The 26609-nt window shown below is 38.8% G+C and carries 17 protein-coding genes; 8 read left to right on the top strand and 9 right to left on the bottom strand.

Annotated elements, in window-relative coordinates; all coding sequences use genetic code 11:
• Window positions 1-8: 8 nt before the first annotated feature.
• Complete coding sequence (locus CXF79_RS15725) at window positions 9-3125, top strand: efflux RND transporter permease subunit (RefSeq protein ID WP_101156093.1); 3117 nt, start codon at window positions 9-11, stop codon at window positions 3123-3125.
• Window positions 3126-3272: 147 nt separating this feature from the next.
• Here the strand turns inward: CXF79_RS15725 and CXF79_RS15720 are convergent, their stop codons facing one another.
• Window positions 3273-4286: a phospholipase A gene (locus CXF79_RS15720; protein ID WP_232769195.1), complete on the bottom strand. Its 1014-nt coding sequence runs from the start codon at window positions 4284-4286 to the stop codon at window positions 3273-3275.
• 350 nt (window positions 4287-4636) lie between these two features.
• Here CXF79_RS15720 and CXF79_RS15715 point away from each other — a divergent pair, with 350 nt between their 5' ends.
• A complete protein-coding gene (locus tag CXF79_RS15715) occupies window positions 4637-7753 on the top strand; it encodes an efflux RND transporter permease subunit (RefSeq protein ID WP_101156091.1) in 3117 nt (1038 codons plus the stop codon).
• A 29-nt stretch (window positions 7754-7782) separates the two neighbouring features.
• Window positions 7783-8952 carry an efflux RND transporter periplasmic adaptor subunit gene (locus CXF79_RS15710; RefSeq protein ID WP_101156089.1) on the top strand — a complete coding sequence of 390 codons (1170 nt, stop codon included), beginning with the start codon at window positions 7783-7785 and terminating at the stop codon, window positions 8950-8952.
• A gap of 164 nt (window positions 8953-9116) precedes the next feature.
• Here the strand turns inward: CXF79_RS15710 and CXF79_RS15705 are convergent, their stop codons facing one another.
• From CXF79_RS15705 to CXF79_RS15695, 3 genes are read right to left on the bottom strand one after another with little or no spacing between them, the layout of a single operon-like run.
• Window positions 9117-10550, bottom strand: a complete 1434-nt coding sequence (locus CXF79_RS15705) for an alkaline phosphatase (RefSeq protein WP_011042787.1) — start codon at window positions 10548-10550, stop codon at window positions 9117-9119.
• Between the two features lie 33 nt (window positions 10551-10583).
• Window positions 10584-11768: an endonuclease/exonuclease/phosphatase family protein gene (locus CXF79_RS15700; RefSeq protein WP_101156087.1), complete on the bottom strand. Its 1185-nt coding sequence runs from the start codon at window positions 11766-11768 to the stop codon at window positions 10584-10586.
• 25 nt (window positions 11769-11793) lie between these two features.
• On the bottom strand, window positions 11794-12426 hold the full coding sequence (locus tag CXF79_RS15695) for a TetR/AcrR family transcriptional regulator (RefSeq protein ID WP_011042789.1): 633 nt from the start codon (window positions 12424-12426) through the stop codon (window positions 11794-11796).
• Window positions 12427-13132: 706 nt separating this feature from the next.
• Between CXF79_RS15695 and CXF79_RS15690 the strand changes: the two genes are divergently transcribed.
• The 3 genes from CXF79_RS15690 to deoA all read left to right on the top strand — a co-directional run bounded on the left by CXF79_RS15690 (window position 13133) and on the right by deoA (window position 18234).
• The gene (locus tag CXF79_RS15690) at window positions 13133-16288 is read left to right on the top strand and encodes a carboxypeptidase regulatory-like domain-containing protein (protein WP_101156084.1); all 3156 of its coding nucleotides are present in this window, start codon (window positions 13133-13135) and stop codon (window positions 16286-16288) included.
• A 198-nt stretch (window positions 16289-16486) separates the two neighbouring features.
• Entirely contained in the window at window positions 16487-16906 is a 420-nt protein-coding gene (locus CXF79_RS15685; protein ID WP_101156082.1) for a cytidine deaminase, read from the top strand.
• Between the two features lie 11 nt (window positions 16907-16917).
• Window positions 16918-18234 (top strand): thymidine phosphorylase, encoded by a 1317-nt coding sequence (gene deoA, locus CXF79_RS15680; RefSeq protein WP_101156080.1) that lies wholly within the window; start codon window positions 16918-16920, stop codon window positions 18232-18234.
• A gap of 77 nt (window positions 18235-18311) precedes the next feature.
• On the opposite strand, the gene CXF79_RS15675 is transcribed toward deoA, so the two are convergent.
• From CXF79_RS15675 to udk, 4 genes are all read right to left on the bottom strand, one after another.
• Complete coding sequence (locus CXF79_RS15675) at window positions 18312-18890, bottom strand: thymidine kinase (protein WP_101156078.1); 579 nt, start codon at window positions 18888-18890, stop codon at window positions 18312-18314.
• A 130-nt stretch (window positions 18891-19020) separates the two neighbouring features.
• Entirely contained in the window at window positions 19021-19794 is a 774-nt protein-coding gene (gene deoC, locus CXF79_RS15670; protein WP_101156076.1) for a deoxyribose-phosphate aldolase, read from the bottom strand.
• Window positions 19795-19847: 53 nt separating this feature from the next.
• Window positions 19848-21092 carry a NupC/NupG family nucleoside CNT transporter gene (locus tag CXF79_RS15665; RefSeq protein ID WP_011042797.1) on the bottom strand — a complete coding sequence of 415 codons (1245 nt, stop codon included), beginning with the start codon at window positions 21090-21092 and terminating at the stop codon, window positions 19848-19850.
• Between the two features lie 28 nt (window positions 21093-21120).
• Entirely contained in the window at window positions 21121-21771 is a 651-nt protein-coding gene (gene udk / locus CXF79_RS15660; protein ID WP_101156074.1) for a uridine kinase, read from the bottom strand.
• A 233-nt stretch (window positions 21772-22004) separates the two neighbouring features.
• Between udk and CXF79_RS15655 the strand changes: the two genes are divergently transcribed.
• A complete protein-coding gene (locus CXF79_RS15655; RefSeq protein WP_101156072.1) occupies window positions 22005-23219 on the top strand; it encodes a phosphopentomutase in 1215 nt (404 codons plus the stop codon).
• A 162-nt stretch (window positions 23220-23381) separates the two neighbouring features.
• Window positions 23382-25667 carry a TonB-dependent receptor gene (locus CXF79_RS15650; protein ID WP_101156070.1) on the top strand — a complete coding sequence of 762 codons (2286 nt, stop codon included), beginning with the start codon at window positions 23382-23384 and terminating at the stop codon, window positions 25665-25667.
• 110 nt (window positions 25668-25777) lie between these two features.
• Here the strand turns inward: CXF79_RS15650 and deoD are convergent, their stop codons facing one another.
• Window positions 25778-26482, bottom strand: a complete 705-nt coding sequence (gene deoD, locus CXF79_RS15645) for a purine-nucleoside phosphorylase (protein WP_101156068.1) — start codon at window positions 26480-26482, stop codon at window positions 25778-25780.
• Between the last annotated feature and the right edge of the window lie 127 nt (window positions 26483-26609).

Below are 26609 nucleotides of genomic sequence, written 5' to 3'. Positions count from 1 at the left end.
AGATAAACATGATTGAATCAATATTACGTTTCTCCATCGCGCGTCGTTGGCTGATGATGACCATGATATTTGTACTCATCGGTCTTGGTTATTGGAGTTATCAAAAACTTCCCATAGACGCAGTGCCTGACATTACTAATGTGCAAGTGCAAATTAATACCCGTGCGCCAGGTTATTCACCACTTGAAACGGAGCAGCGCATTACTTTTCCGGTCGAAACGGCGCTTACTGGTATTCCTAATTTGTCATACACGCGCTCCATCTCACGTTATGGATTATCGCAGGTCACGGTGGTTTTTAGTGAAGATACCGATTTATATTTTGCCCGTAATCTGATTAACGAAAAGTTAAGCACCATTAAAAATAAAATCCCCGCAGGTCTAGAGCCTGAAATGGGGCCGATATCAACGGGATTGGGAGAAATTTTCATGTATAGCGTGGTGGCATCACCACAGGCAGTAAAAGCAGACGGTTTACCCTATGACGCAACGGCTTTGCGGGAAATTCAAGATTGGATTATTAAACCTCAACTTGCATTGGTGCCCGGCGTTACAGAAATAAATACGATAGGAGGGTATGACAAACAATACCATATCACGCCATTGCCTAAAAAAATGCTCGAATTTTCAATCTCCTTTAACGATATCAATGTTGCCTTAAGTAATAATAATAGCAATCGAGGGGCAGGTTACATAGAACAAAATGGTCAGCAACTTACGGTTAGATCGCCGGGTCAACTCGCCAATATCAACGATATAGAACAAGTGATTGTTAAAGTCATTGATGATACACCAGTGCAAATATCAGATATTGCCCAAGTTGCTATCGGTAAATCACTTCGTACGGGTGCTGCAACATCTGCTGGTAAAGAAATAGTACTCGGCAGTGCCATGATGTTGGTGGGTGAGAACTCTCGGGTAGTTGCCTTAGCGGTTGCTAAAAAGCTTGAGAAAATAAAATTGTCCCTACCAAAAGGCGTTATCGTTGAGTCGGTATATGACCGAACAACGCTGGTTGATAAAGCCATGTACACAGTACAAAAAAACTTAGTTGAAGGGGCTTTACTGGTCATCATTGTGCTCTTTCTTTTACTAGGCAATGTTCGAGCAGCATTAATTACTGCAGCAGTAATTCCCTTAGCTATGTTAGCAACGATCACAGGTATGGTGAAAACAGGTGTTTCAGCCAACTTAATGAGTCTTGGCGCACTTGACTTTGGTTTAATTGTTGATGGTGCAGTGATCATTGTTGAAAACTCCATTAGACGATTAAGCGATGCGCAAAAACTCCAAGGCGGTATTCTTTCTCGAAAAGATCGGTTACATGTCGTTTATTCGGCAACGAATGAAGTGATCAGGCCGAGCTTATTTGGTGTCTTTATTATTACTATCGTTTATATCCCGTTATTTAGTTTAACTGGGGTTGAGGGAAAGATGTTTCACCCTATGGCGGCTACGGTAGTGATGGCATTAATGGCCGCGCTGGTTTTGTCATTAACACTTGTGCCTGCTGCTGTTGCTTTATTTATGAATGGTAAAATTAGTGAGAAAGAAAGCCCAGTGATCAGTGCCGCTAAAAGTGTGTACAAGCCACTTCTTATTGGTGCAATGAAGCTACGTTGGATAATTTTACTGGCGTGTGCTGCTTTGGTCGCTTTTTCAATTTGGTTAGCGACCACACTTGGCTCTGAATTCATTCCGCAGCTCAATGAGGAAGACTTACTGTTGCAAGCAATCCGCATTCCAGGTACGAGTTTGAGCCAATCGATTGAAATGCAAAAAGCACTGGAATTAAAAATACAGCAATACCCTCAAGTCAAAAATGTATTCTCTAGAATTGGTACGCCAGAAGTAGCTAATGATCCTATGCCACCTAATATTGCTGATACTTATGTAATGCTAATACCTCGGAGCCAATGGCCAGATCCAACGTTAAGTCATGGCGAATTAGCGGCGCAAATTGTTGAGTCAGTTTCTGGCCAACCGGGTAACAACTTTGAATTAACCCAACCCATTGAAATGCGTTTTAATGAACTGATTTCTGGCGTTAGGGCAGATCTTGGCATCAAAGTTATTGGTGATGATCTAAACCAGCTTCTTAAATCAGCGAATGCCATTCGAGAAGTGATAGAAAAAATTGAAGGCGCTAGCGATATTCAAGTTGAGCAGGTAACAGGATTGCCAATGTTATCGATACACCCAAAAAGGGTTGAACTTGCGCGCTATGGTCTTAATGTCTCACAACTGCAATATGCTTTATCTACAGCTATTGGTGGCGAGAAAGCAGGGGTGATTTATGAGGGGGACCGCCGTTTTGATATCGTGGTAAGACTGCCAGAGCAAGTTAGACAAAATGTTAATCGGTTAAGCGAGTTGCCAATTGCTCTGCCTAATGGGAATTATATTCCATTGTCTGAAGTGGCTATATTGGAGCTAGCGGCTGCACCTAATCAAATTAGTCGAGAAAATGGTAAACGACGTATCGTGGTAACCGCCAATGTACGTGGTACTGATTTAGGCTCGTTTGTTAAAAATGCCAAACAACAAATCCAAGATAATGTTGAGATACCTGCTGGTTATTGGCTGGAGTACGGTGGCGCTTTTGAACAGTTAGAATCGGCAAGTAAACGCTTAACCATTGTTGTTCCGCTCACCTTAGCATTGATTTTAGGGCTGTTAATCATGGCATTTGGCAATCTAAAAGATGCTTTGATTATATTTACAGGTGTCCCATTAGCGCTTACTGGAGGTGTTCTTGCTTTGTGGTTTCGTGGTATGCCCTTGTCTATTTCAGCAGGTGTAGGTTTCATTGCGCTTTCTGGTGTGGCCGTGCTCAATGGTTTAGTCATGCTCTCCTTTATTCGTTATTTATGTAAAGAACGCGGAGAACTTATGTCTGGAATTATTGATGGCGCGATGATCAGATTAAGACCTGTTTTGATGACGGCTTTAGTCGCTGGACTAGGTTTTGTTCCTATGGCGCTTAATATAGGTACGGGTGCAGAAGTACAGCGACCATTAGCCACCGTAGTGATTGGTGGAATTATCTCGTCTACTTTGCTTACTTTACTTGTATTGCCAATACTTTATCGGATTGCGCATCAAAGTGACTTCAAGCGGGCTTAGTAAAAGGAGCAGTAAGCTGTTAGATAACAGCTTACTGCTCCTCTCTACGTAGGATGCAGATGAATTAGCTGTTATAGAAAACAGGTAAAGAAATACACGTTTTAGTCTAGATACAGTCATCTTGTTGTGGGGGTATAGATGATTAATTTAAAGAATATTTGTTAATGCTATGCCAATACCGAAACGTTTTTGATTAACATTGTAGTCAATCAAACTCTCACCATAGCCACTACTAAATTGAGCGTAACCTTTTAATTTTCCCCACAATGGAAAGGTAGCACCGACTTCAACAAAGCCATTATGCGTGGCGAAATTCTCACGGCCTTTAAAAGATAATTCAAAATCTTTACTGTATTTGTATACCATGCCTAATTCAAAGTGACCCATGTAATCTAAAATATCGGGATTGTCATCCCCTTGGCCAGACGAAGGAGAAGACTTATCTCCTTCAGGTATGCGATACCAAGGACGAAAAGATAGGGCGAAGTTACGTTTTTCATACAGGTAGTTAATATAAACACGATTCCAACTTCTGGAAAGCAACTGTGAACGGCCATTTGATTGATGCTCGAAACCGGTAATTAAGGCTGAGTTTCCTCCCCAAGGATGATAATTTAGCGGCGTAATATAGAAGAATTCAGGTTGATAATTGGTTTCTCTAAACGGTTTAGAAATTTCATCTGCGTAAATTTGCCACCATGACTTTAAGGTAAAACCAAAAAATAATTGGTCACCTTCATTCAACCAATACCCAGTCAGCAGGGGAATCTTTAGGCTTATTTGAAACTTGGCCTCAGCATCTTTTAAATTATCGGCCCATAATGGAACGTCTTGATAAGCTTGACGATTAATTTCATCAACATAAGAAAAAGGCAAGATGTAATTCATTTTATGAGGTGTAAGCACATAAGGATCCGCAGCGGTTCTTTTTTCTTTAATTATTCTATGGGAAAGCGCACCCAGTTCAATGTTCTGGCCTTCGCCATCTTGGAGAATGATACGTGCTATCTGTTCTTCGCATTGTTTTTCTATTTGCGCTAGCGTAGCCTTTTTATTGGCACTTTTAATGGCAGTAAATAAACATTCTTCAAAGGCTGTTTCGTGAGGAGTTCTGTCGACGCTGTTGTCATCACTTTCAGGTGTAAAAGCTCGTGTGCTCATCGAAAGTGACAATAAAAGTAGGTAAAACCCAATTAAAAATACTGATCTCATAATAGTCGATAACTTGAACTAAAAATTTGTCTCGATTATAGCTTATTGTGTTACAAATCAATAGCGCTTCAACGTCGTAAGTTCACAAGAGTGACCCAGTAAGTCATCAAACTATTAACATTTTATTCACTTATTTCAAAGCCCCCTCTAAATATGTCTAATTATGTCAGGTAATTTCAAAGCATTTCGCTCTGGTCATTGGTCGTGTATTTATCTCGATTAACCGCAACCGTCCTTTCTTTATTACTGAGGACTTGTATCTTGATTGTTAAATAATGTAACCCAACGTTGGTATCACAATGAAACTCACCAAGAGCGCCTTAACTAGCCCAGCAGCCGTTGCTGTAGTTGTTGCCCTAACTCTGCTAGTCGGCATGCTCAGTTTATTTAAGTTACCCGTTCAGCTTTTTCCTGATATTGAACGTCCACAAATAGCGGTACAAACCTTTTGGCGATCGGCATCACCTAAAGAAATTGAATCTGAAATCATTGAACCCCAAGAGCAAGTATTGCGAGGTATCCCTGGTATAGAGTCAATGAATGCTTTTGCCAATAGAGGAAGTGCTTACATAAACTTGTCGTTTGGTGTTGGCACTAATATGGAGCAAACCTTAATTGAAGTAATAAGTCGAATGACTCGTGTGGCCAATTTGCCACGTGATGCCAGACCGCCACGAATAATGCTTGGCGGTTTTGGGGGCAATACTCCTGCGCTAACTTATTTCTTTTTACAAGCTTTGCCGGGCAATGCTCAAGATATTAATCAATATATCGACTTTACTAATGATGTTATTAGGCCGCGCCTTGAAGCGGTTGAAGGGGTTGCTGGCGTGCAAACCTTTATGGAGCAAAATAGAGAAGAGCTACAGATCCGATATGACCCTATTAAAGCGGCAGAATATGGTATCGAAATTCCAGAATTAATCGCTTTAGTTTCGGCAAGTGATGATATTTCAGGTGGTTTTGTCGATGTTGGCAGACGTCAATATACCTTGCGATATAGCGGTAAATACAGTGTTGATGAATTATCACAATTAATGCTTGAGTCACGTGGTGGTCGTAATATTCGTTTAAGTGATATTGCTACTGTTGAGGTGCGTCGTAACGATAGACAAGGACTGGCAGTTCAAAATGGTAATCCTGCTTTTTCAATGCGCATAGACAGAGCCAATGGCGCTAATGTATTAGAAACGTTAAATCGCGTTAAAACCGAAGTGGCATTACTTAATAATGAATTACTCGCGGATAAAAAATTAGTGATGGTGCAATCTTTTGATGCCTCGGTCTTTATTTATCGCGCCATTAATTTAGTGACTAGTAATCTATTTGTCGGAATTGTTTTATCGTTATCGGTTTTATGGTTCTTTATTCGTCGAGCCCGCGCTACGTTCATTATTGCTACCGCTATCCCGGTAAGCTTGTTAAGTACTTTTATCGTCTTGGAAATAACGGGGCGGTCGCTCAATGTTATCTCATTAGCGGGTTTAGCTTTTGCAGTAGGCATGGTGCTTGATGCCGCCATTGTGGTGTTAGAAAATATTTTACGAATGCGTGATAAAGGCTTAGATGAACATGATAGTGCGGAGCAAGGTGCAGGGCAGGTGTGGGGCGCTTTACTTGCTTCTACTGCGACAACCGTTGCTATATTTCTACCAGTATTTTTCTTAAAAGATATTGAAGGGCAACTCTTTGGTGATTTAGCGTTAACTATTGCCATTGCGGTGTCGGTGTCACTTATCGTTGCCGTAGTGCTGCTACCTGTTTTAGCAAAATATTTTCTCAAACAACAAGAAGTGAACGATCCGAATAAAAAACTGTGGCAGAGAATTACCCGTTTTGTGATGAACAGCACCAGTAGTCGAGCTAAGCGCTTGTCACTCGCTGCAAGTCTTTTAATATTACCGGTTGTCATATCTATTATTGCCATACCAAAACTTGATTATTTACCACCAGTAAAGCGCGATGCTATTGATGCGAACTTGCAATTTCCACCCGGAGCAAATGTTAAAACCATTGAGCAGGAAATTATCCAACCGATTGTTGAGCGATTAAAACCTTATATGGATGGCACTAAAGAGCCAGCATTAAAAAACTATTATATTTTTGGTGGACCATTTGGCGGCAGTTTAGGCGTTAGGGTTAAAGATCAAGATCGAGTTGATGAGCTACTTGACATTGTTCAGAATGAAATACTCATAGATTTACCTGATACACGTGCCTTTGCAAGACAAGGTAACTTATTCGGTGGTTTTGGTGGCGGTAGACAAGTACAAGTACACCTGCAATCTAAAGATACCAAAGCATTGCAAGAAGTGGCTCGTCAAGGCATGGATTGGATAAAAGAAGCGATTGAAGGGGCGAATGTTAACGCCAACCCTGGTCTTGCTATGTCAGAGCCAGAGATTAACTTAAGTCCGAACGATCGTAATATTTTAGAGCAAGGCTGGAACCGTCGAGATGTAGGTCGCGTGGTGAGAACCTTGGGCGATGGGCTGTATGTTGGTGAGTATTTTAATGGCAGTAAACGGTTGAACATGATTTTACGTGCCGACGGCTGGGATGATCCCGATAACTTGGGAGATGTGCCTGTTGTTACAGGAAATGGCAGCGTTACACCGTTATCAAACTTAGTCGATATACAACGTACAGTTGGACCAAGCCGATTAACGCGTATTGATGGACAACGTACCATTAGTTTGAATGTTAACCCGCCTAAAGGTTGGTCGCTGGAAGAAACAATATCGGCATTGAAGTTACAGGTAGAGCCAAAGTTACGCAATATCATGCCAGATGATGGCAATATTCAATATGGTGGCAGTGCTGACCAGTTAGATAAAGCGATTAGTGTTATGGCAGAGAACTTTGCTTTTGCTTTAGTTATTCTGTTTCTATTAATGGCTGCCTTATTCAAGTCCATCAAGGATAGTTTACTGGTTGTTATTACCATTCCTTTAGCCACGGTTGGTGGTATTTTAGCGCTACAACTACTTAACCTCACTGTTTTTCAACCACTCGATTTACTGACTATGATAGGTTTTATCATTTTACTGGGATTAGTGGTTAATAACGCCATTTTATTAGTACATCAAACACGTTTAGGCCAACAAGATGGTCTTGAACGGACACAAGCTATTGAGGAAGCGTTGACCTTACGTTTACGGCCTATTTTTATGAGCACAGCAACCAGCTTTTTTGGCATGTTACCACTGTTACTTATGCCTGGCGCCGGCAGTGTTATATATCGCGGTTTAGCCGCGGTTATCGTCGGTGGTTTAGCCTTTAGTACAATATTTACCATCGTTTTACTGCCATGTTTGTTAAGACTCTCTAAGCATGATTTTTTCTTAAGTCGGAGTAAAAATCAGAGTAAACAAAGTGCAGTCCAACAATTACCAAACGCTAGCGTTAACCCGTAACGACAACTCAAGAGATTAAGGAACAAATCATGAATAATTTAATGCTAACCAATGTTGTACCACCAAAAATGGCACTGTTGAGAAATAAGTCGATTAAAGGAAACCTTTTCAGTTCAGCATTCATAACTTTTACGTTTATCTCAGTCATTGGTTTACTTAACTTTTGCCAAGAAGCCAATGCGGCAGAAACGCCAGAAAAGCCAGCACACTTGGTCAGTGTTGAGTCCGTTAAAAAAGAACAGGTGAACCCAAGTATTTGGTTGCCTGCCAATGTTATCAGCCGTAAAAATGCACCAATATCTGCGGAACAAACCGGACAATTGTTGTGGATTGAAGATGTTGGTAGCCAAGTTAAAAAAGGCCAGCTGTTAGCACAAATTGACGATCGCCATTTGAAGTTGCAATTGGCCGGTCAACAAGCTCAAGTGAATCAACATCAAGCTGATGTTGATTATCTCACAGGACAAAAGGCACGTTTTCTAAAGTTGCGCGAAAAAAACAATTCAGCGTTAAGTGAACTTGAACGGGTTAATAAAGATTTAACCATTGCTATTAATGAAGTTGCTGCGTTGAATATATCAGTGGAGCAAACCTTACTTTCCTTAGAGAAAACCACTATTAGAGCGCCGTTTACTGGAAATATTAGTCAACGTTTTGCCCATGTTGGTGAGCTAATCTCTGTTGGCCGTCCGTTAGTGCAACTCATTGATACTAAGAATCTTGATATTAAAATTGCTGCGCCAATTTCAATCGCACCATTTTTACAACGAGGCAGTAAGGTGATGGTCAAATGGAATCAAACCTTGATTGAACTACCTGTACGTACATGGAGCCAAGCGGGCGATCAAGCTTCCCGTACTTTTGATGTCAGGCTAGCTGCTGATGGCATAGCGATGTTAGCAGGTACCGCTGTTACTGTCTCTTTACCTAAACAAGCACCAAGAGAAGCTATTTTAGTGCCACGTGATGCTTTGATGCTGCGAGAAAATGAAACTTATGTATTAACTATCGATGCTGATCAACAAGCACAGAAAGTTGCTGTGCTTGTTGGACAAGGTGTAAAGAGTTGGGTTTCAGTAACGGGCGCTTTATCAGTAAATGATAGTGTGGTCGTTCGTGGCGGAGAGCGTTTACAAAGCGGTGAGAAAGTACGGTTTATTAAAGATAAAAATCATGAGGTCATTGCTAAAGTTAATTAACAGCCAGAATAACGGGTACATAAATAGTTATTATTCTAGCTAAATTAACAAAGGAACTATGGTTATAAAATATAAAAGTATTCACTAGTTTTGCTTACACTTTCATGTATAAGCTCAGCCGACTCGTGTGGCCACTTGTCGGCTTTTTTGTACCTACTTTGCTCCTACTTTTTACCTAGTAAAGTAAATATCTTTTTAGCAATATCGGTATTATCTATTTGCCCCTTAAATTGCTCACTTCCTTTACCAAAGGCATAGACGGGTACATCCACTGCGGTATGTGTACCCGAATGACTAATTGAACCCCAGCCAGTGTTTGTCTTTATGTCTATGATTTTTTTAATTGCTATCAAAATAGGTCCTTCAGCTTTAGGTGCCCATTTTTTTTGTTTTTGTTCTGCTGATAACTGTTGGTATATTTTTATACCCTCTTTTTTTGACTGTAATAACAACGCCATATCATCAGAAGATATCTCAAACTTTAATACCTCATTGACCTGTTGCAGAGTCAGGTTGTTGTTAGCAAAGGTTTTAGCAAACGTTTCAGGAGAAAGGGGCAGTGTTCGTAGTATCTCAGGTTGCCATAAATATTTACTGTGTATGTCTTTGTTAGACATAGCTGTTTTTCTTCCAATACTGAGGCCTCCTGTACTATGATCTGCTGTAAGTACAACTAAGGTATCTGGATTTTTAGCGACATACTCTTCTAGAAAAGCGATTGTTTTTGCAAGGTCGTCCATTTCAGCCATAGCCGCGCCAATATCTCGTCCATGTCCACCCCAATCGATTTGACTGGCTTCAACTAACATAAAGTAACCATTGGGATTTTTAAGCTGTTTTGTAGCTGCCTTTGTCATTAACGACAAACGATGTTTTTCTTTATCGTCTAGGGCCCAAGGTAAACCGCTATCGCCAAAAAGACCGAGTACCGGTTTATTTAATTTCAGTGTTGATAATTGTTTATAATCATCTATATATTGAAAACCAGCTGCTTTAAATTCGTTGACTAAATTACGGTCTTCTCGAATAAAGTATTTCCAGCCGCCACCAAAATAAACATCGGCTTTTATGCCATTGTCGATATAACTATCAGCAATAGCGTTATAGTTATTTCTGTTTTCATTATGAGAAAGATAAGAGGCAGGAGTTGCATGATTTATCTGAGAAGTAACAACGACACCTGTTTTTTTACCTTGCTGTTTGGCCCACTCTAAAACAGTCAAAAGCGACTTTTTATTGGTATCAACAGATATCGCATCATTATAAGTTTTTACACCTGTCGCTAGCGCTGTTGCAGCAGCAGCTGAATCAGTGATGTATCCAGACATTTTTGCTGGGTAGGTACTACTTGAGCCGACATAATGTTTATCAAATACACTTTGTTCAATTTCAGCTGTTGTCGGGTCATCATTGAAATAACGATAAGCAGTGGTATAAGCTGGTCCCATACCATCGCCTACGATCATGATGATATTTTTAGGGCTGCTTTGTGAATTTGGGGCTACTGAGTTATCAGATGAAATATCACTAGACTGTTCAGTGGTAGTACAAGCACCCAATGTGAGGGTGACAAAAACGGCGGAAAGTAGTTTTTTCATTATGTTGGTTCTTTGTGGTTAAATATAATGGGATTAATTCTTTGTGGTTAGTTCAAGCCAGACCAAGCGGTGATCGGATGACGCTTTTCTATCTTTTATCAACCGGTAGCTTTCGTCGGTTTCTGCAGGCCAAAAGATACCAGAATTGTTAATATTTAACCCGCTAACTGAGGGTAAGACATAATCAACTCTCATGCGCCAAAAAGCCGTATGGTGCTTACCATGAGCATTTTCAGGACTATGCTTTTCGCCTGCTTGACTTTGCGGCATAGCATCTTGAATTTTATCATCGTTTAATAACGATGAAATACCGGCTTTAATCGCATTACCATCCACAGTCGTTGCGTTTAAGTCGCCAAGAATAACAAAGGATTGCTTGGCTTTAATGCCACCCTTATTACCTTTGTCATCGTAAATGTAGCTCGATTTCTCGGGTGATATATAGTCTTGCCAAAAACGTATTTCATCATGATTTCGTTTACCATTTCTATCTTCTGGACCATCAAATACCGGTGGTGTTGGATGGCTTGCCAGTATGTGAATGGTTTTACCGTTGACCTCTACGGGCACGTCCCAATGGGACTTTGATGAAAGCCTAAGTTTTTGCCAAACCTCTTGGCTGTACCAGGCTTTATTTGATTCAGGATCTATAGGCATTAATGCATTTGGCATGTCATGCCATTTAAAGTGTTGGAAAGTTCTGATTTGATCAACGTTTATTGGGTATTTTGATAAAAGGGCCATACCAAAATGACCTGGGAAGTAGCCAAAACCATAACCATCGCCGGGTAATTTTCCTTTTTCACCATTACCGTCGATGTCTATACCAGAATTTACTCCAGTATTAACAGAGCCTTGGTAATAGTATGGAAAATCTATGGCCGTTTTACCGTTCTGACTTTTATTTAAATAGTGACTAATAAATATTTTTAAATCTTGATGATCATTATCTTGATTATCAAATTCATTTAGTAAAATAATATCAGGATTAACTGTTTGAATGATCTCCGCAATATTTTTTATCTGTTGGTGATCACTAGCTAAAGCTTTGGTAAGTGTTTTTCCGGAGATATTAGGTGCTTCACCACGTTTATGGGCAACGTAATTTAATGCCTCCATACTAACATTGAAGGTCGCAATTTTTAATGTCGTCTCTTGTGCAATAGTCATAGTGGGAAACACCCAGGCAAATAAGGCAATGATTGAATATTTTTTCATAATAGATTTTCTTTACGTCAATGAATTAAATTAAGCCGCAACCACGTAAAATAATGTCTGATAAAAATGCGATAACTTTTTCAACATCATCATCTTCGAAATCAGCTTGATTCATTATGGTTAATATTTGGGTGTCAAAATCAGCGTAATGCTGGGTAGAAGACCAAATAAGGAAAATAAGATGAACGGGATCAACATTAACCATCTCACCGTTGTCTATCCATTGTTGAAATAACTTAGCTTTTTCTCTTACCCATTGGCGTTGGTATGTTCGAGCATAATCTTTCAGGTGTTGCGCGCCTTGGATAACTTCCATGGCATATATCTTTGATGCTTCAGGGTGTTTAAATGACATTCTTACCTTGGCGGCGATAAATTTTTCTATGGCAACTTTAGGTCCTTCGTTTTGCTCAATATCTCCAATACCTTCGTCCCACATTTGAAGTGTATTTTCTAGTACAGCATGATAAATATTCTCTTTGTTTTTGAAATAATAGAGGACATTTGCCTTGGGTAGCTCAGCTCTATCAGCAATAGACTGAACTGTTGCACCCCTATAGCCTTGCAGTACAAACTCTGTTCTGGCTGCCGATAGAATCTTAACTTGACTCTTTACTCGAATATTACCTGTTTTTTTTATTAGATTAGCACTAGTCATTCTTTAGGCTCGGTGTTCGTTAGTATTTTTATGATTGTTTTTATGTGAATTTTTACGTTTTGTATTGGTAGAAATTACACATTACTTAAATTGTTATTAGTCAATTTTCTCGTCTTTTTAGAAAAATTACTCATATTATGTTTATTAACAATATCTACAGTGAATGTAATTTATTAAACTAAAAAAGTACATCATATCGTTGTTTGATTACAATTTTATTATGAGATGGCTAAAAATTAATGTTTTATAAATATTTTTATAAAATTCTTTTATTACTTCAAATATTATCAAGTGAACTGCTTTTATTCGTTTACTTTAAGTTATTGTTTTTATTGTAACTGGATTGCTTATGTTTATTTATCTGACCGTTTGGAAAGTTTTTATAACCAAATGTAATTAAACTTGTCTCTTTTCATAACAATATTTTATATAAAAAAGTTATTTATTTTATCTTCTACAAGCCTATAACTAAAATAACTCGTTACCATTTGTTTTTAAAGGGTTTATACTTTACTTGTTGTTTTATTTTTACTGGTCTTACATCTCTATACATTTACATTCTTATCAATATGTAAATATTTGTAATGAAACTGACATAAAAGTCTGCTAATTTCAATATAAATAAAAACAGAGCAAATGGTTAACTTTTTATCATTTGTTTCCATAAGAAAAATAATTATTTAATAACATAACTTAGGAATAACAGATGAAAACTCATCGTATCTCACGCATTACTGGCGCGTTAATACTTGCGCTTGGACTCTCTACGGCGGCTATGGCTAATGTTACCACCTCTGCAATAAAAGGACGGGTTGCAGGGCCAAGTGGTAATCCTGCGGCTGGATCAATCATAACTATTGTTCACGTACCATCTGGTACTACCAAAACGGCAACAGTTAATGATGCAGGCCTTTTCGTTGCCAAAGGCTTACGTGTAGGTGGACCTTACCGAGTAGTTGTTGATTCAAATAAATTTGAGGATACAACTGTAAAAGATATTTATTTAACCTTAGGTGAAACATACCCGTTAAATGTGGCTTTAAACTCAGAAAGCGCTTTAGAAACCATTGTTGTTACTGGTCGCTCTATCAGTATGCAGTCAGGCGGTACAGGACCAGCCGCTCATTTTAATTCTGATGATTTAAAATATGCCCCATCAATCAATCGTGATCTGAAAGATATTGTACGCATTGATCCACGTATTTACATTGATGAAAGTCGCAGCGATGCTATTCAGTGTGGCGGTGGTAACCCAAGGTTTAACAGTTTAACTGTTGATGGCGTTCGTATGAATGATAGCTTTGGTTTAAATGATAATGGTTATCCGACTACACGTATTCCTTTCTCTTATGATTCAATTGATCAAGTATCAGTTGAACTCGCCCCATTTGACGTAAAATATGGTGGTTTCACTTCTTGTAACATTAACGCAGTAACAAAATCAGGCACAAATGAAGTGCACGGCAGTGTATTTTACGATTACAGCAATGATTCATTGAAAGGTGACAGCATTGAAGGTGAAGACCAAGACAACGGTGATTATGATGATAAGCGCTATGGTTTTAATGTTGGTTTACCGTTAATTGAAGATACATTATTTTTATATACCTCTTATGAAAAATTAGATGGTGTGCAATTATTTGAATATTCGCCAATGAGTGGTAGCGATCCACAAGTTACACAAGCGGATATTGACCGTGTAAACCAAATATCGATAGATAAATATGGTTATAACGCGGGTGGTACCCCAGCAAGTAAAGCGGTTGATGATGAAAAAATTCTTGTTAAATTAGATTGGAATATTAATGAAGATCATCGTGCTAGTTTTGTCTATAACTACAATGATGGTTTTAAATTAGACCAATCTGATGAATGGGGTATGACGTTAGATAATCACTTTTATGAATCAGGTGCAGAATTAAATTCATTTGTAGGCTCACTCAACTCTGATTGGACAGATAATTTCTCCACTGAAGTAAGAGTAGGTCACACAGAACTCGAGAATAGACAAGAATCCTTAGATGCGGATAGCGGTTTTGGTGAAGTGCAAATTCGTCACAATGGTACAACTATCTTTTTAGGTCCGGATGATTCTCGCCAATCGAACGAAATGAACTGGGAAACAACTACATTTAAGCTTGCTGGTAGTTACTATTTAGATGAACACACCATTACTGCTGGCTATGAGTATGAAAGTTTAACTGCATTTAATTTATTTATGCAACACACCGTAGGTGAGTATCGTTTTGGTTCGATAGATGAATATGAGAATGGTTTAGCGGATCGTGTTTACTACAATAACTCTGCTGGTACTAATGTACCAAGTGATGCGAGCCAAGAATTCACTTATGGTTTACATACTTTTTATATTCAAGATGAATACACATTACCTGATATTGATATGACATTAACGGTAGGTTTACGTTATGACCGTTATACCAGTAGCGATAACCCGCGCTATAACGCTCAATTTGAAGAACGTTACGGTATCAGAAATGATAAAAATATGGATGGTATTGACTTAATCCAACCCCGCGTAGGTTTTAACTGGGCGGTTCAAGATAATTTAGAAGTTAGAGGTGGTTTCGGTCTTTATTCTGGCGGTAACCCTAACGTTTGGTTGTCTAACTCATATTCAAACGATGGTTTAGTGAATATTAGTGAACGTGCCAAGTATCACAAAGATAGTATTACAATGGTTGGTAAGCAATTTGATTTGTTTAATACACCATCTTCGGACCCTCGAGGCCCAGGTTTTGGTGTACCACAAGTGATGGTAGATTCAATTCAAGATCTAGACGAACTAAGTGGTAATGCTTCTGTTAATGCGACCGACCCAAATTTTGAAATACCATCAGAGTGGAAATATGCGTTAGGTGCTACTTACACTACCGATAATGATTATATTGTTTCGGCAGATATCCTACATAACCGTAAGCAAGATTCAGCGACTATTCTTGACTATAATTTAGAATACGGCGATAAAACATTCGATGGCCGTCCTACCTATAAGGAAGTAACTCATCCTGATGGTGTTAAAAATGTCTCTAATGAATATGTATTAACGAATACTAAGAGTGATGGTAGTTCTACTATTATTTCACTTGCGTTAAGCAAAAGTTTTGATTTTGGTTTAGATGCTTCATTTGGTTATTCTTATACTAAGTCTGAAGATGCTAATCCAATGACTAGTGCGGTTGCAGGATCTAACTACGGAAACTTAGCGACAACGGATGCACTTAATCCGCCAATTACCACATCTAATTATGAGATACCGCATCGTTTCACCATGAATATTAGTTATGGTGTTGAGCTCATTGGAGGGCTTGAAACACGCTTTAGCTTATTTGGTCAAGCAAGTGAAGGGCAAGCTTATTCATTTACTTATGATGATTCAGATGGTGCTTTTGGTGACAATAACTGGAGTGGTGACCGTCAGTTAGTTTATATTCCAACCGTTGATGATGCTAATGTTGTTTATGGACCTGATTTTGATAAAGCAGCATTTGACGCTTTTGTTAGCGCTGAAGGGCTTGCACGTGGTCAAACTACTGGTCGAAACGCACAAAATGCTGACTGGTATGTAAGCTTTGACATTAAAATTAACCAAGAAATCCCTGGTTTAATTGAAGGACATCGAGGCAATGCATTCTTTATCATTAAAAACGTAGGTAACATGATAAATGATGATTGGGGTGTGATGAAACAAGGTGAATTTGTTGGTAATCGTATGGTTGAAATGTCGGTTCAAGATGATGGTAAATACCTTTATGAGGGCTTCAATAGTGGTAATGAAGATCAAAACTTCTACAAAGATGCTTCCGTTTGGGAAATGCGCGTAGGGGTAAGTTACGACTTTTAATGACTTAATTATTAAGTGTGTTAGCTGACATGAGTTAACGCTATTTAGTCAATCAAAAGTAAAGCCATACTGAAAAGTATGGCTTTTTTTTTGCTAACAGTATGGCAGTATATTTTATCTCATGTATAACTTGACCATATGGTCAGTAATGCTATATTAATATAATAAATACAGTAAATTATCTAAAGGCATGTAAATATGGATAAAAATAAAATAGAGCGTTTTGATGAGCTACTATCAGCGGCAAAAGAAGCTTACCAACGAGCTTATGCTCCTTACAGTAAATTTCATGTTGGCGCGTCAGCACTGACTACGGATGGCAATATAGTTAACGGCTGTAATGTAGAAAATGCCTCTTATGGTTTGACCATTTGCGCTGAACGTAACTGTATTAGTCATGCTGTCGTTCAGGGTAAGCAGATGTTTAAGTTCATCATGATTTACACCGAGCAAGACAAGCTGACTCCTCCGTGCGGTGCATGTCGACAAGTGATTGCTGAATTTTTCGAGCAATCAGCGCTAGTGGTAGCAGTAAACCACAAAAATGACCGAAAAATCTGGACGGTACAACAATTACTACCAGATGCATTCACCCCAAAAGATTTATTAGACTTATAAGGATTTAATTCATGTCTGTAACCGCTAAAATCATCCCTCAAGAGATTATTCGACTGAAACGTGATGGTAAAATATTAGATGAACAAGCGATAAATGGCTTTGTTTCAGGCCTTGTTGATGGCAACTTTTCAGATAGCCAAGTTGGCGCTATGGCCATGGCTATTTTTCAACAGGGTATGTCGATTGATGAAAGAGTCAATTTTACCAAGGCTATGATGCGCTCAGGAGAAGTTCTTAGCTGGGAAGGTTTTGATGGTCCTATTGTTGATAAACACTCAACGGGTGGTGTCGGTGATAAAGTTAGCTTTATGTTAGCTGCTATCGTTGCTGCTTGCGGCGGTTATGTTCCTATGATTTCAGGGCGTGGTTTGGGTCATACAGGTGGTACCTCAGATAAACTTGAAAGTATTGCTGGTTTTAATGTACAACCCAGTATTAGTGAATTTAAACGTATTGTTAAAGACGTTGGTGTTGCCATTATTTCACAAACCGATAATTTAGCACCCGCCGATAAGCGTTTGTATTCTATTCGTGATGTAACCGCAACAGTTGAATCTATTCCATTGATCACTGCTTCTATCTTATCGAAGAAGCTTGCCGCAGGACTTGATGTCTTAGTGATGGATGTTAAGGTGGGCAATGGTGCCATGATGAATAACCTAGACGATGCTAAAGCACTTGCACAAAGCATTACCAGTGTTGCTAACGGAGCGGGCGTTAAAACACAGGCTATTATTACCGATATGAATCAAGTCTTAGGTACTAGTGCCGGTAACGCCATAGAAATGTATGAAACAGTTAAATACTTAACCGGTAAACAACGAGAGCCGCGCTTACATAAAATTGTGCATGCACTTGCTAGTGCAATGCTTATTAATACTAATCTAGCGAGTAGTGAAAAAGATGCCCATGAGAAAATTGATCAGGTGTTAAATTCAGGCTTAGCGGCTGAAAAATTTGATCGCATGGTATCCGCATTAGGTGGACCGAAAAACTTTATAGAAAAGCCTTGGGACTCAATGAAAAAGGCAAATGTTATTACTGAGGTGCGAGCAGCACAGCATGGTTACATTGCGCAGATGGACACTCGTGCTATTGGCATGTCGGTGGTTGGTTTAGGTGGAGGGAGAACGGCACCTACTCAACAGGTAGATCACAGTGTTGGTTTTGATCGGATATTACCTCTGGGTGTACAAGTGAATCGTGGCGAAGTGATTGCACGATTACATGCTAAAGATGAAGACTCAGCCAATAGAGCCATTGAGCAATTTAATAATGCGATTAGTTACTCTGAAGAGAGCCCTGAACTACCACCGGTAATCTATTAATTAGCTAGGAATGAGTTACCAATAAAGAACCTTAGCGGTTAATATAGAATGCTAAGGTTTTTATTATCAGCATTAGCCTATAGCCAGACGAGTTGCTTAAAGTGAGCACGACAAAGCGGCTCATAACGTTCATTGCCACCAACCTCTACTTGCTCACCATTTTGTACCGCTTTACCGTTGGCATCTTGTCTGATGACAAAGTTAGCTTTTCGCCCACAGTGACATATCGTTTTTAATTCAACCAGTTTGTCAGCCCAAGCGAGCAGAGCGGCACTACCTGAGAAGGTTTGTCCTAAAAAATCAGTGCGTATGCCATAAGCCAATACAGGTATATGCAATAGGTCGACAATATCAGTAAGCTGTTTAACTTGTTCAGTTGACAAAAATTGTGCTTCGTCGATAAGTACACAATCAATTTTTTCAGCTTGATGTTTCTGGTCAACGTCTTTAAATAGATTGATCTTTTCGTCGAATAAAAAAGCGTCGGCGTCAATACCTAATCGTGAAGCAACTTTGCCTTTTGCAAATCTATCATCAATCTTCGCAGTATAAATAGCGGTGGCTAAGCCACGTTCTTGATAGTTATAAGATGATTGTAAGAGGTGAGTTGATTTTCCCGCATTCATCGATGAGTAATAAAAATAAAGTTGTGCCATTTTTAGTTATTTCTTTTTATGTAGTAAATACCTGAGCATCGAAAATTAATGTTCAACGTTCAGGTATTGTTGTAATGGGATTTAGTTGCCTGATAATAACAGCAATAACTTAGCTGTGATTTAGGGGGACTTAGTAGTTACTTGATGACTTAGTATTACTTTTATGTCCGAGTGTATCTAATAAGCTGATAAGTAAGCTGCTAGCACCAAATCTAAAGTGATTTGCATCTGCCCATTCATTACCTAATATATTATCTGCTAAATCAAGATAAATAGCGGCATCATCGGCATTTCTAACGCCTCCTGCAGGTTTAAATCCCACCGCGGTATTTTTATTTTTTATCACGGTTAACATAATTTTAGCCGCTTCAGGTGTGGCATTAACGGCTACTTTACCTGTCGATGTTTTAATAAAGTCGGCGCCAGCGTTGATAGCAATTTCACTCGCTTTTCGTATCAACTCTTCAGATTTAAGCTCACCTGTTTCAATGATGACTTTAAGCTTAGCATTGCCGCTACAGGCTTGTTTACATACCTTTACCATATCAAAACCAATCGTCTCATTACCCTGTATTAACGCACGGTAAGGAAATACTAAATCGACTTCATCAGCGCCATAAGCGACAGCAGCTTTTGTTTCTGCCAACGCAATATCAAGATCGTCATTACCCTGTGGGAAATTAGTGACGGTTGCTATTTTTATGTGAGGTGTTTGTTGCGCTTTTAGCGCCTTTTTAGCCACAGGAATAAAGCGTGGGAAAATACAAATAGCGGCCGTTTCGCCGGCAGGTGATTTAGCTTGACGACAAAGGTCAATAATTTCTTGGTCAGTCTCTGTGTTGGTAAGACTCGTTAAATCCATTAGTGACAGTGCTCGTTGGGCTACTGCTTTAATATCAGACATATTGTATTGTTCCTGTGTTAAATTCTCGTGTATCGTTTTTGTGTATATACTTCCTACAAGGAAATAAATATACCAGCAATTGCCGCGCTCATTAGATTGGCTAAAGTAGCTGCAATCATGGCTCGCATGCCTAATCTGGCAATGTCATGTCGACGACTCGGCGCCATCGAACCAATGCCACCAAGTAAAATGGCAATTGATGATAAATTAGCAAAACCACATAACGCAAAAGTCACAATGGCTTGAGTTGCAGGGCTTAAGGTATCTTTGATTTCAACAAAATTAACATAGGCAAAAAATTCATTGACGACAACTTTTTGCCCAATAAAACTACCTGCTTGCAGCATTTCATTGACCGGAACACCAATAACATAAGCAAACGGTGCAAAAAGGTAACCCAAGAAAAATTCTATGGTGATATCTTCATAACCGAATAAGCCAAAAACACCGCCAATTAGCGAATTTAACAATGCTATTAAGGCAATGAAGGCAAGTAACATTGCACCGACATTTACTGCCAATTTAAGACCTGACGCTGCACCAGAAGCGGCGGCATCAATTACATTTGTTGGTTTTTCATTTTCGTCATCATAATCGACAGACTCGGTAACTATTTTATCGTGTTCAGTTTCAGGGCAAATGATTTTAGCCATTAATAGTCCACCTGGGGCGGCCATAAATGAAGCGGCAATTAGATATTTTAGTTCAATACCTAGGCCAGCGTATCCTGCTAAAATAGAACCTGCAACGGATGCTAGGCCACCAACCATGATGGCAAATAGCTCTGATTGGGTCATTTTTGCAATATAGGGACGAATAATAAGAGGGGCTTCGGTTTGACCGACAAATATGTTGGCTGTCGCTGAGAGTGACTCAGGTTTGCTCGTCTTTAAAAGCTTTTGTAATGCGCCGCCGATGATTTTAATTACCCATTGCATTATGCCAAGGTAATAAAGCACAGCAATTAAAGACGAAAAGAAAATAATATTAGGCAATACTCTGATGGCAAAGACAAAACCTACACCATTGTCAAACATGGCATCGGTACCTAAACCACCAAAAAGAAAGTTAATGCCTACTTTTGCACTATCAATAACACTTTGCACACCATTAGTCATAGACAGCAACACGTCTTTACCAAAGGGAACGTATAACACAAAAGCGCCAAGCAGCACTTGTAGTGCAAAAGCTAAACCGACTGTGCGAATATTTATTGATTTTTTTCCACTTGATAATGCGTAGGCGATAGCTAACAAAACGAAAATGCCTAGCACACCTCTTAGAGCACCTAATTCCATGAATACCTCTTATATTTTATTATTATACTTATTGTTGTGGGGGTAATTGTGAAAGTTGTCGAATTTTTGCTTTGATCACCTCAATAGCCATTCTATTTTTACCACCTCGGGTAATAACAATATCAGCCCAAGCTTTAGAAGGTTCAATAAATTGATAATACATAGGTCTAACCGTTGCTAAATATTGGTTAGTGACCGATTCAATACTACGGTTACGTTCAACTAAATCTCGCTTGATTCTTCTAATGAGACATATGTCTAATGGTGTATCCATGTAGACCTTAATGTCAAAACACTCTCTTAATTCCTTGTTAGATAAAAGTAATATACCTTCAACTAGAATTATTTTAGTGGGTAAAAACTTTTTACTCTCATCGAGCCGGGTATGAGTTTTGTAACAATAAACAGGACTATTAATCATCTGATTTTCAGTGAGTTTTTTTAAGTGCTCTGATAAAAGTTCGTGTTCAAATGCACTGGGATGATCATAGTTAGTTTGCTCACGCTCTTGCATGGACAAATGAGATTGGTCACGATAATAAGCATCTTCATACATAATAGAAATACCACTGTCACCAAGCTCATCAATAAGCTCATCATGTATTGTTTTGGCAAAAAGTGTCTTGCCTGAGGCCGAAGGGCCAGCGATAGCAATAATTGTTGGTTTAATTGATTTCAATGTTCAGCCTGTAGTTAAAGCAAATATCAATAATTAAGAATTTTTTACTATCTTGAGCTTTGTTAGTAATTGGCGCAAGATATTCTCTATAGTTTAGATAAATAATCAGCGACAAGATAAAGCTCTATTTACCCTTAATTGTAAAGATGATAAATTAACACAACTTGACCAGTTGGTCATAGTTTTTGACAAATTATTTTAATCATTGTGATTAAATGTAAAAAGGAAACATTATGGCTCGTGCAATAATTATAGTTATTGATAGCTTGGGTATCGGTTATTCTCCAGATGCTGTAGATTTTGGTGATGTGGGCGCAAATACGTTTGCTAACCTAGCTCGTGCATATTATGAAGAAACAGGTAAAGAGATTTTCTTACCCAACTTATCGGCACTGGGAATGATAAAGGCTTGTGAACAAGCATCTAATCAAACATTTCCTTATCAGGGTCAAGAACCGAATAAAGGTGCTTATGGTTTTGCACAAGAAATAAGTACAGGTAAAGATACGCCCAGTGGTCATTGGGAGATGGCAGGAGTACCCGTGCTTTTTGATTGGGGATATTTTACCGACAAAAAAAATAGCTTTCCCACATCATTAATTGACGATATTAATCGTGAAACGGGTTTTGATGGCATGTTAGGCAATTGTCATGCTTCAGGTACCGAAATTCTTACCCGTTTAGGACAAGAGCATATTGAAACAGGTTTACCTATTTGTTATACCTCGGCCGATAGCGTTTTTCAAATAGCTGCGCATGAAGAACATTTTGGTTTAGATAACCTCTATAAATACTGTGAAACGGTTCGAGAGTTACTTGGTGATTTAAATATAGGACGTGTTATTGCTAGACCCTTTGTAGGAGATAGTGCTGATAACTTTGCTAGAACAGGTAACCGTAGAGATTACTCAGTGTTACCGCCAGCTCCTACGGTACTTGATAAAATATCACAGTCAGGAACTCATGTTATCAGTGTTGGTAAAATTGCTGATATTTTCGCTCATCAAGGCATTGATGAAAAAACAAAAGCGACTGGGCTTAATGCACTATTTGATGCCACTTTGGATCATATTAATACCGCACAAGACAATTCACTCATTTTCACTAATTTGGTTAATTTTGATCAAGATTTTGGTCATAGACGCGATGCTATCGGTTATGCAAAAGAGCTTGAAGCACTAGATGTTCGTATACCTGAGCTCTTTCATGCGATGTCTGCGGAGGATGTACTATTCTTAACCGCTGATCATGGTTGTGATCCAACATGGCCTGGTACTGAGCATACTCGAGAGTATGTACCTATTATTGCTTACCATCATCAGATTGACTCTGTAAACCTTGGTAACCGTAAGACGTTCGCTGATTTAGGACAAAGTGTCGCTGAGTTATTTAACGTAGAAGCAATGGACTACGGCACAAGCTTTCTGTCAGAGTTATACAGTAAGTAATAAAATAATAAAGTAATAAGTACAGTGAATAGTAGGGGGAAGTTCTAGCGCAATTAATTCAATAACCTGTATAAGTTCTACTACACTATAAAACATAATAAAAACAAAAGATAAAAAGCATAAAACATAATAAAAAACAAAAACAGTCCTGGGAGTAAACAAATGAAAATATTTAAAAAAAGTGCATTGTCACTTTGTGTGCAGGCGTCAATCATTGCGAGTGTTACTGGTTTTTCTACTAGTGCCTTAGCAGCAGATGAGGTCACAAAAGCAAAAGTTGTTGGTGTTGAGGTTATAGAAGTCACAGCACGTAAAAGAACCGAAAATGTTAAAGATGTACCAATTTCAGTTTCAGCGTTAACAAGTAAGAAACTAGAAGTTTTAGGCTCATCAGGTATGGATGTGCGTTCTTTATCTGCAAAAGTCCCTAGTTTATTAATTGAATCTTCATTTGGACGAACTTTTCCACGTTTCTATATTCGTGGTTTAGGTAACACAGACTTTGATTTACTTGCTTCACAACCCGTATCGTTAATTTATGATGATGTTGTTTTAGAAAATGCGTTAACCAAAGGCATGCCTATGTTCGATCTTGAACGTGTAGAGGTCCTTCGTGGTCCTCAAGGTACTTTGTTTGGACGTAATACCACTGCAGGTATTATTAAAGTCCAATCAAAAAAACCAACCCAAGATTTTGATGCTACGGTTTCAGCTTCATATGGCAGTTACAATTCGACAGACTTACGTGTAGCTGTCGGCGGTGGTTTAACTGATACATTGTCTGCTCGTGTTGCTTTTTTACAGCAAGATAGAGATGATTGGATAGACAATAAAGCGCCAGGTTTTGAGCAAGATGATCAGCTGGGTGGATACGGAGAAACAGCTGGAAGAATTCAGCTTTTATGGGAACCAAGTGATAATTTTTCAGCTTTGTTTAATTATCATTTTAGAGATGCAGACGCAGATGCTCGTGTTTTTAGAGCCAATATAATTAAGCCAGGCACTAATGACTTAGTCGATGATTTTGATCGAGAAGTTGTATATCACGATGCTGCTTCACGAAATAATCAAACCATTGAAATGAAAGGCTCTAGCTTAAAGTTAGATTATGACTTTGGCAGCCATACAATAACATCTGTAACAGGTTATGAATCCGCAGAAATGTTCTCTGTCGGTGATATTGATGGCGGTTATGGCTGTGGGATCACAGCAATTCCTGGCTGTGATCCAGGAAATATGGGGCCTGGTTTTATTCCTTTCACCTCAGAAACAGGTGCGAAAATGCCTGATCACTCTCAAATAACTCAAGAACTTAGGTTGTCTAGCAATGATCTTGGTAAATTTGATTATCAAGTAGGTTTCTTCTATTTCAATGAGGATTTAACTATAAACAACTTGAGTTTTGATACATTAGGCGGTGGTAATCAAAATGGTATTGCGATTCAAAATATGGAAACAACGGCTTGGGCTGTTTTTGCTTCTATGGACTTTGAACTTTCAGATAAACTGAATTTAACCGCTGGTATTCGCTATTCAGATGATGAGCGTGTTTGGGATGGTACGTTAGTTCAGTCACCTTTCGGTGCTCCTGGATTTAGTGAAAATGCTACCGTTGATGATTCACAAGTTAGCGGTGATGTTAGTGTTAATTACCGTATGACAGATGAAACAAACCTTTATGCCCGTTTAGCAAAAGGTTATCGTGCGCCAAGTATTCAAGGCCGTAGCTTATTGTTTTCTGCCTCTCATACGACGGCTGATTCAGAGTTAGTAACGTCAATTGAAACTGGCTTTAAATCAACTATGTTAGAGAACACTGCGCGTATCGACGGCTCAGTATTTTATTATGTTGTTGATGACCAACAGCTAACAGCGGTTGGTGGCACAGGTAATGTTGCCAGTTTATTAAATGCCGATAAAGCCGTAGGTTATGGTTTTGAGCTAGACTCAGAATTTTGGGCTAGTGAGGACTTGGTCTTTGGTGCTAGCTTAAGTTACAACCATACAGAGTTGCAGGATGATACTATCTCTGTTGAAGGATGTGGTGGTGGCTGTACAATTACAGATCCTATTAATAGTGATGGACAAGTTATTATTGATGGTAATTCATTACCACAGTCACCTGAGTGGATTGGTAATTTAAGCGCTCGTTGGACCAAAGAAATTGGTAATGGTGAGTTATATGTTTATACCGATTGGTCTTATCGTAGTGAAGTCAGCTTTTTCCTATATGAATCTAAAGAATTTATGGGTGATGCCATAACGGAAGGTGGTTTACGCGTTGGTTATGAATGGTTTGCTGGCGATGCAGAATATGAGGTTGCTGTTTTTTCTCGAAATATTCTTGATGAAGAAAAGCTAACCGGTGCAATTGATTTTAATAACTTAACGGGTTACACCAATGAAGCTCGCTTCTTTGGTGTGGAGTTTAAAGCTAATTTCTTTTAATGGTAACTTTTACAGTTAGCACAGTTTAGTTATATTCTATCTAAGAAATAAAAAAGGGTTAGCATTTTGCTAACCCTTTTCTTTAAGACAACGAAAACTGAATTTGAAAGCTATAGTACGCTTTCTAATGTAAGTTCCATCATATCTTTAAACGTGGTTTCTCGTTCTTCAGAAGTAGTTTTCTCACCTGTTTTAATATGATCACTAACGGTTAAGACGGTAAGTGCTTTTTTACCATATTCAGCAGCAACACCATAAAGGCCGGCTGCTTCCATTTCTACCGCTAAAATTCCATACTTCTCCATGGTTGCAAACATTTCAGGTTGCGGCGTATAAAATAAATCAGCAGTAAAAATATTACCTACATGTACAGGTTTACCGAGTTTATCAGCGGTATCAACGACACTTTTTAATAAAGAAAAGTCGGCACAAGCAGCAAAATCTACATTGTGAAAACGTTGTCTGTTAACGTTCGAGTCTGTACTTGCAGCCATACCAATAACAATATCACGAATCTTTATATCATCTCTTACGGCGCCACAAGAGCCGATGCGTATAATTTTTTCAACGCCATAATCTTTAAAAAGTTCAGTAGCATAAATTGATATGCTCGGTACGCCCATACCTGAGCCCATTACAGAGACACGTTTACCTTTATACGTACCAGTGTAACCAAGCATATTACGTACTTGAGTAATGCATTTAGCATCGTCTAGAAAGTTATCGGCAATAAACTTTGCTCTAAGGGGATCGCCAGGCATTAGTACTGTTTCTGCAAATTCGCCGGCTTGTGCTTCGATATGTGGTGTTGGCATAAGAGTTATCCTTTTAAGGTTAAGTGTAACTCAGTAAGTTTCTAGCCAGAACAGAATCATTCATGCTGCTATCAAGGATTTTTTACTGATAAAGTTGATGTTAATTTTTACTTAATTAAGTATTTAT

The sequence above is a fragment of the Colwellia sp. Bg11-28 genome (assembly GCF_002836245.1).
Lineage (GTDB): Bacteria > Pseudomonadota > Gammaproteobacteria > Enterobacterales > Alteromonadaceae > Colwellia > Colwellia psychrerythraea_A.
The sequence above is the reverse complement of the archived record's forward strand: the minus strand, read 5'-3'. Positions and strand labels throughout refer to the sequence as shown.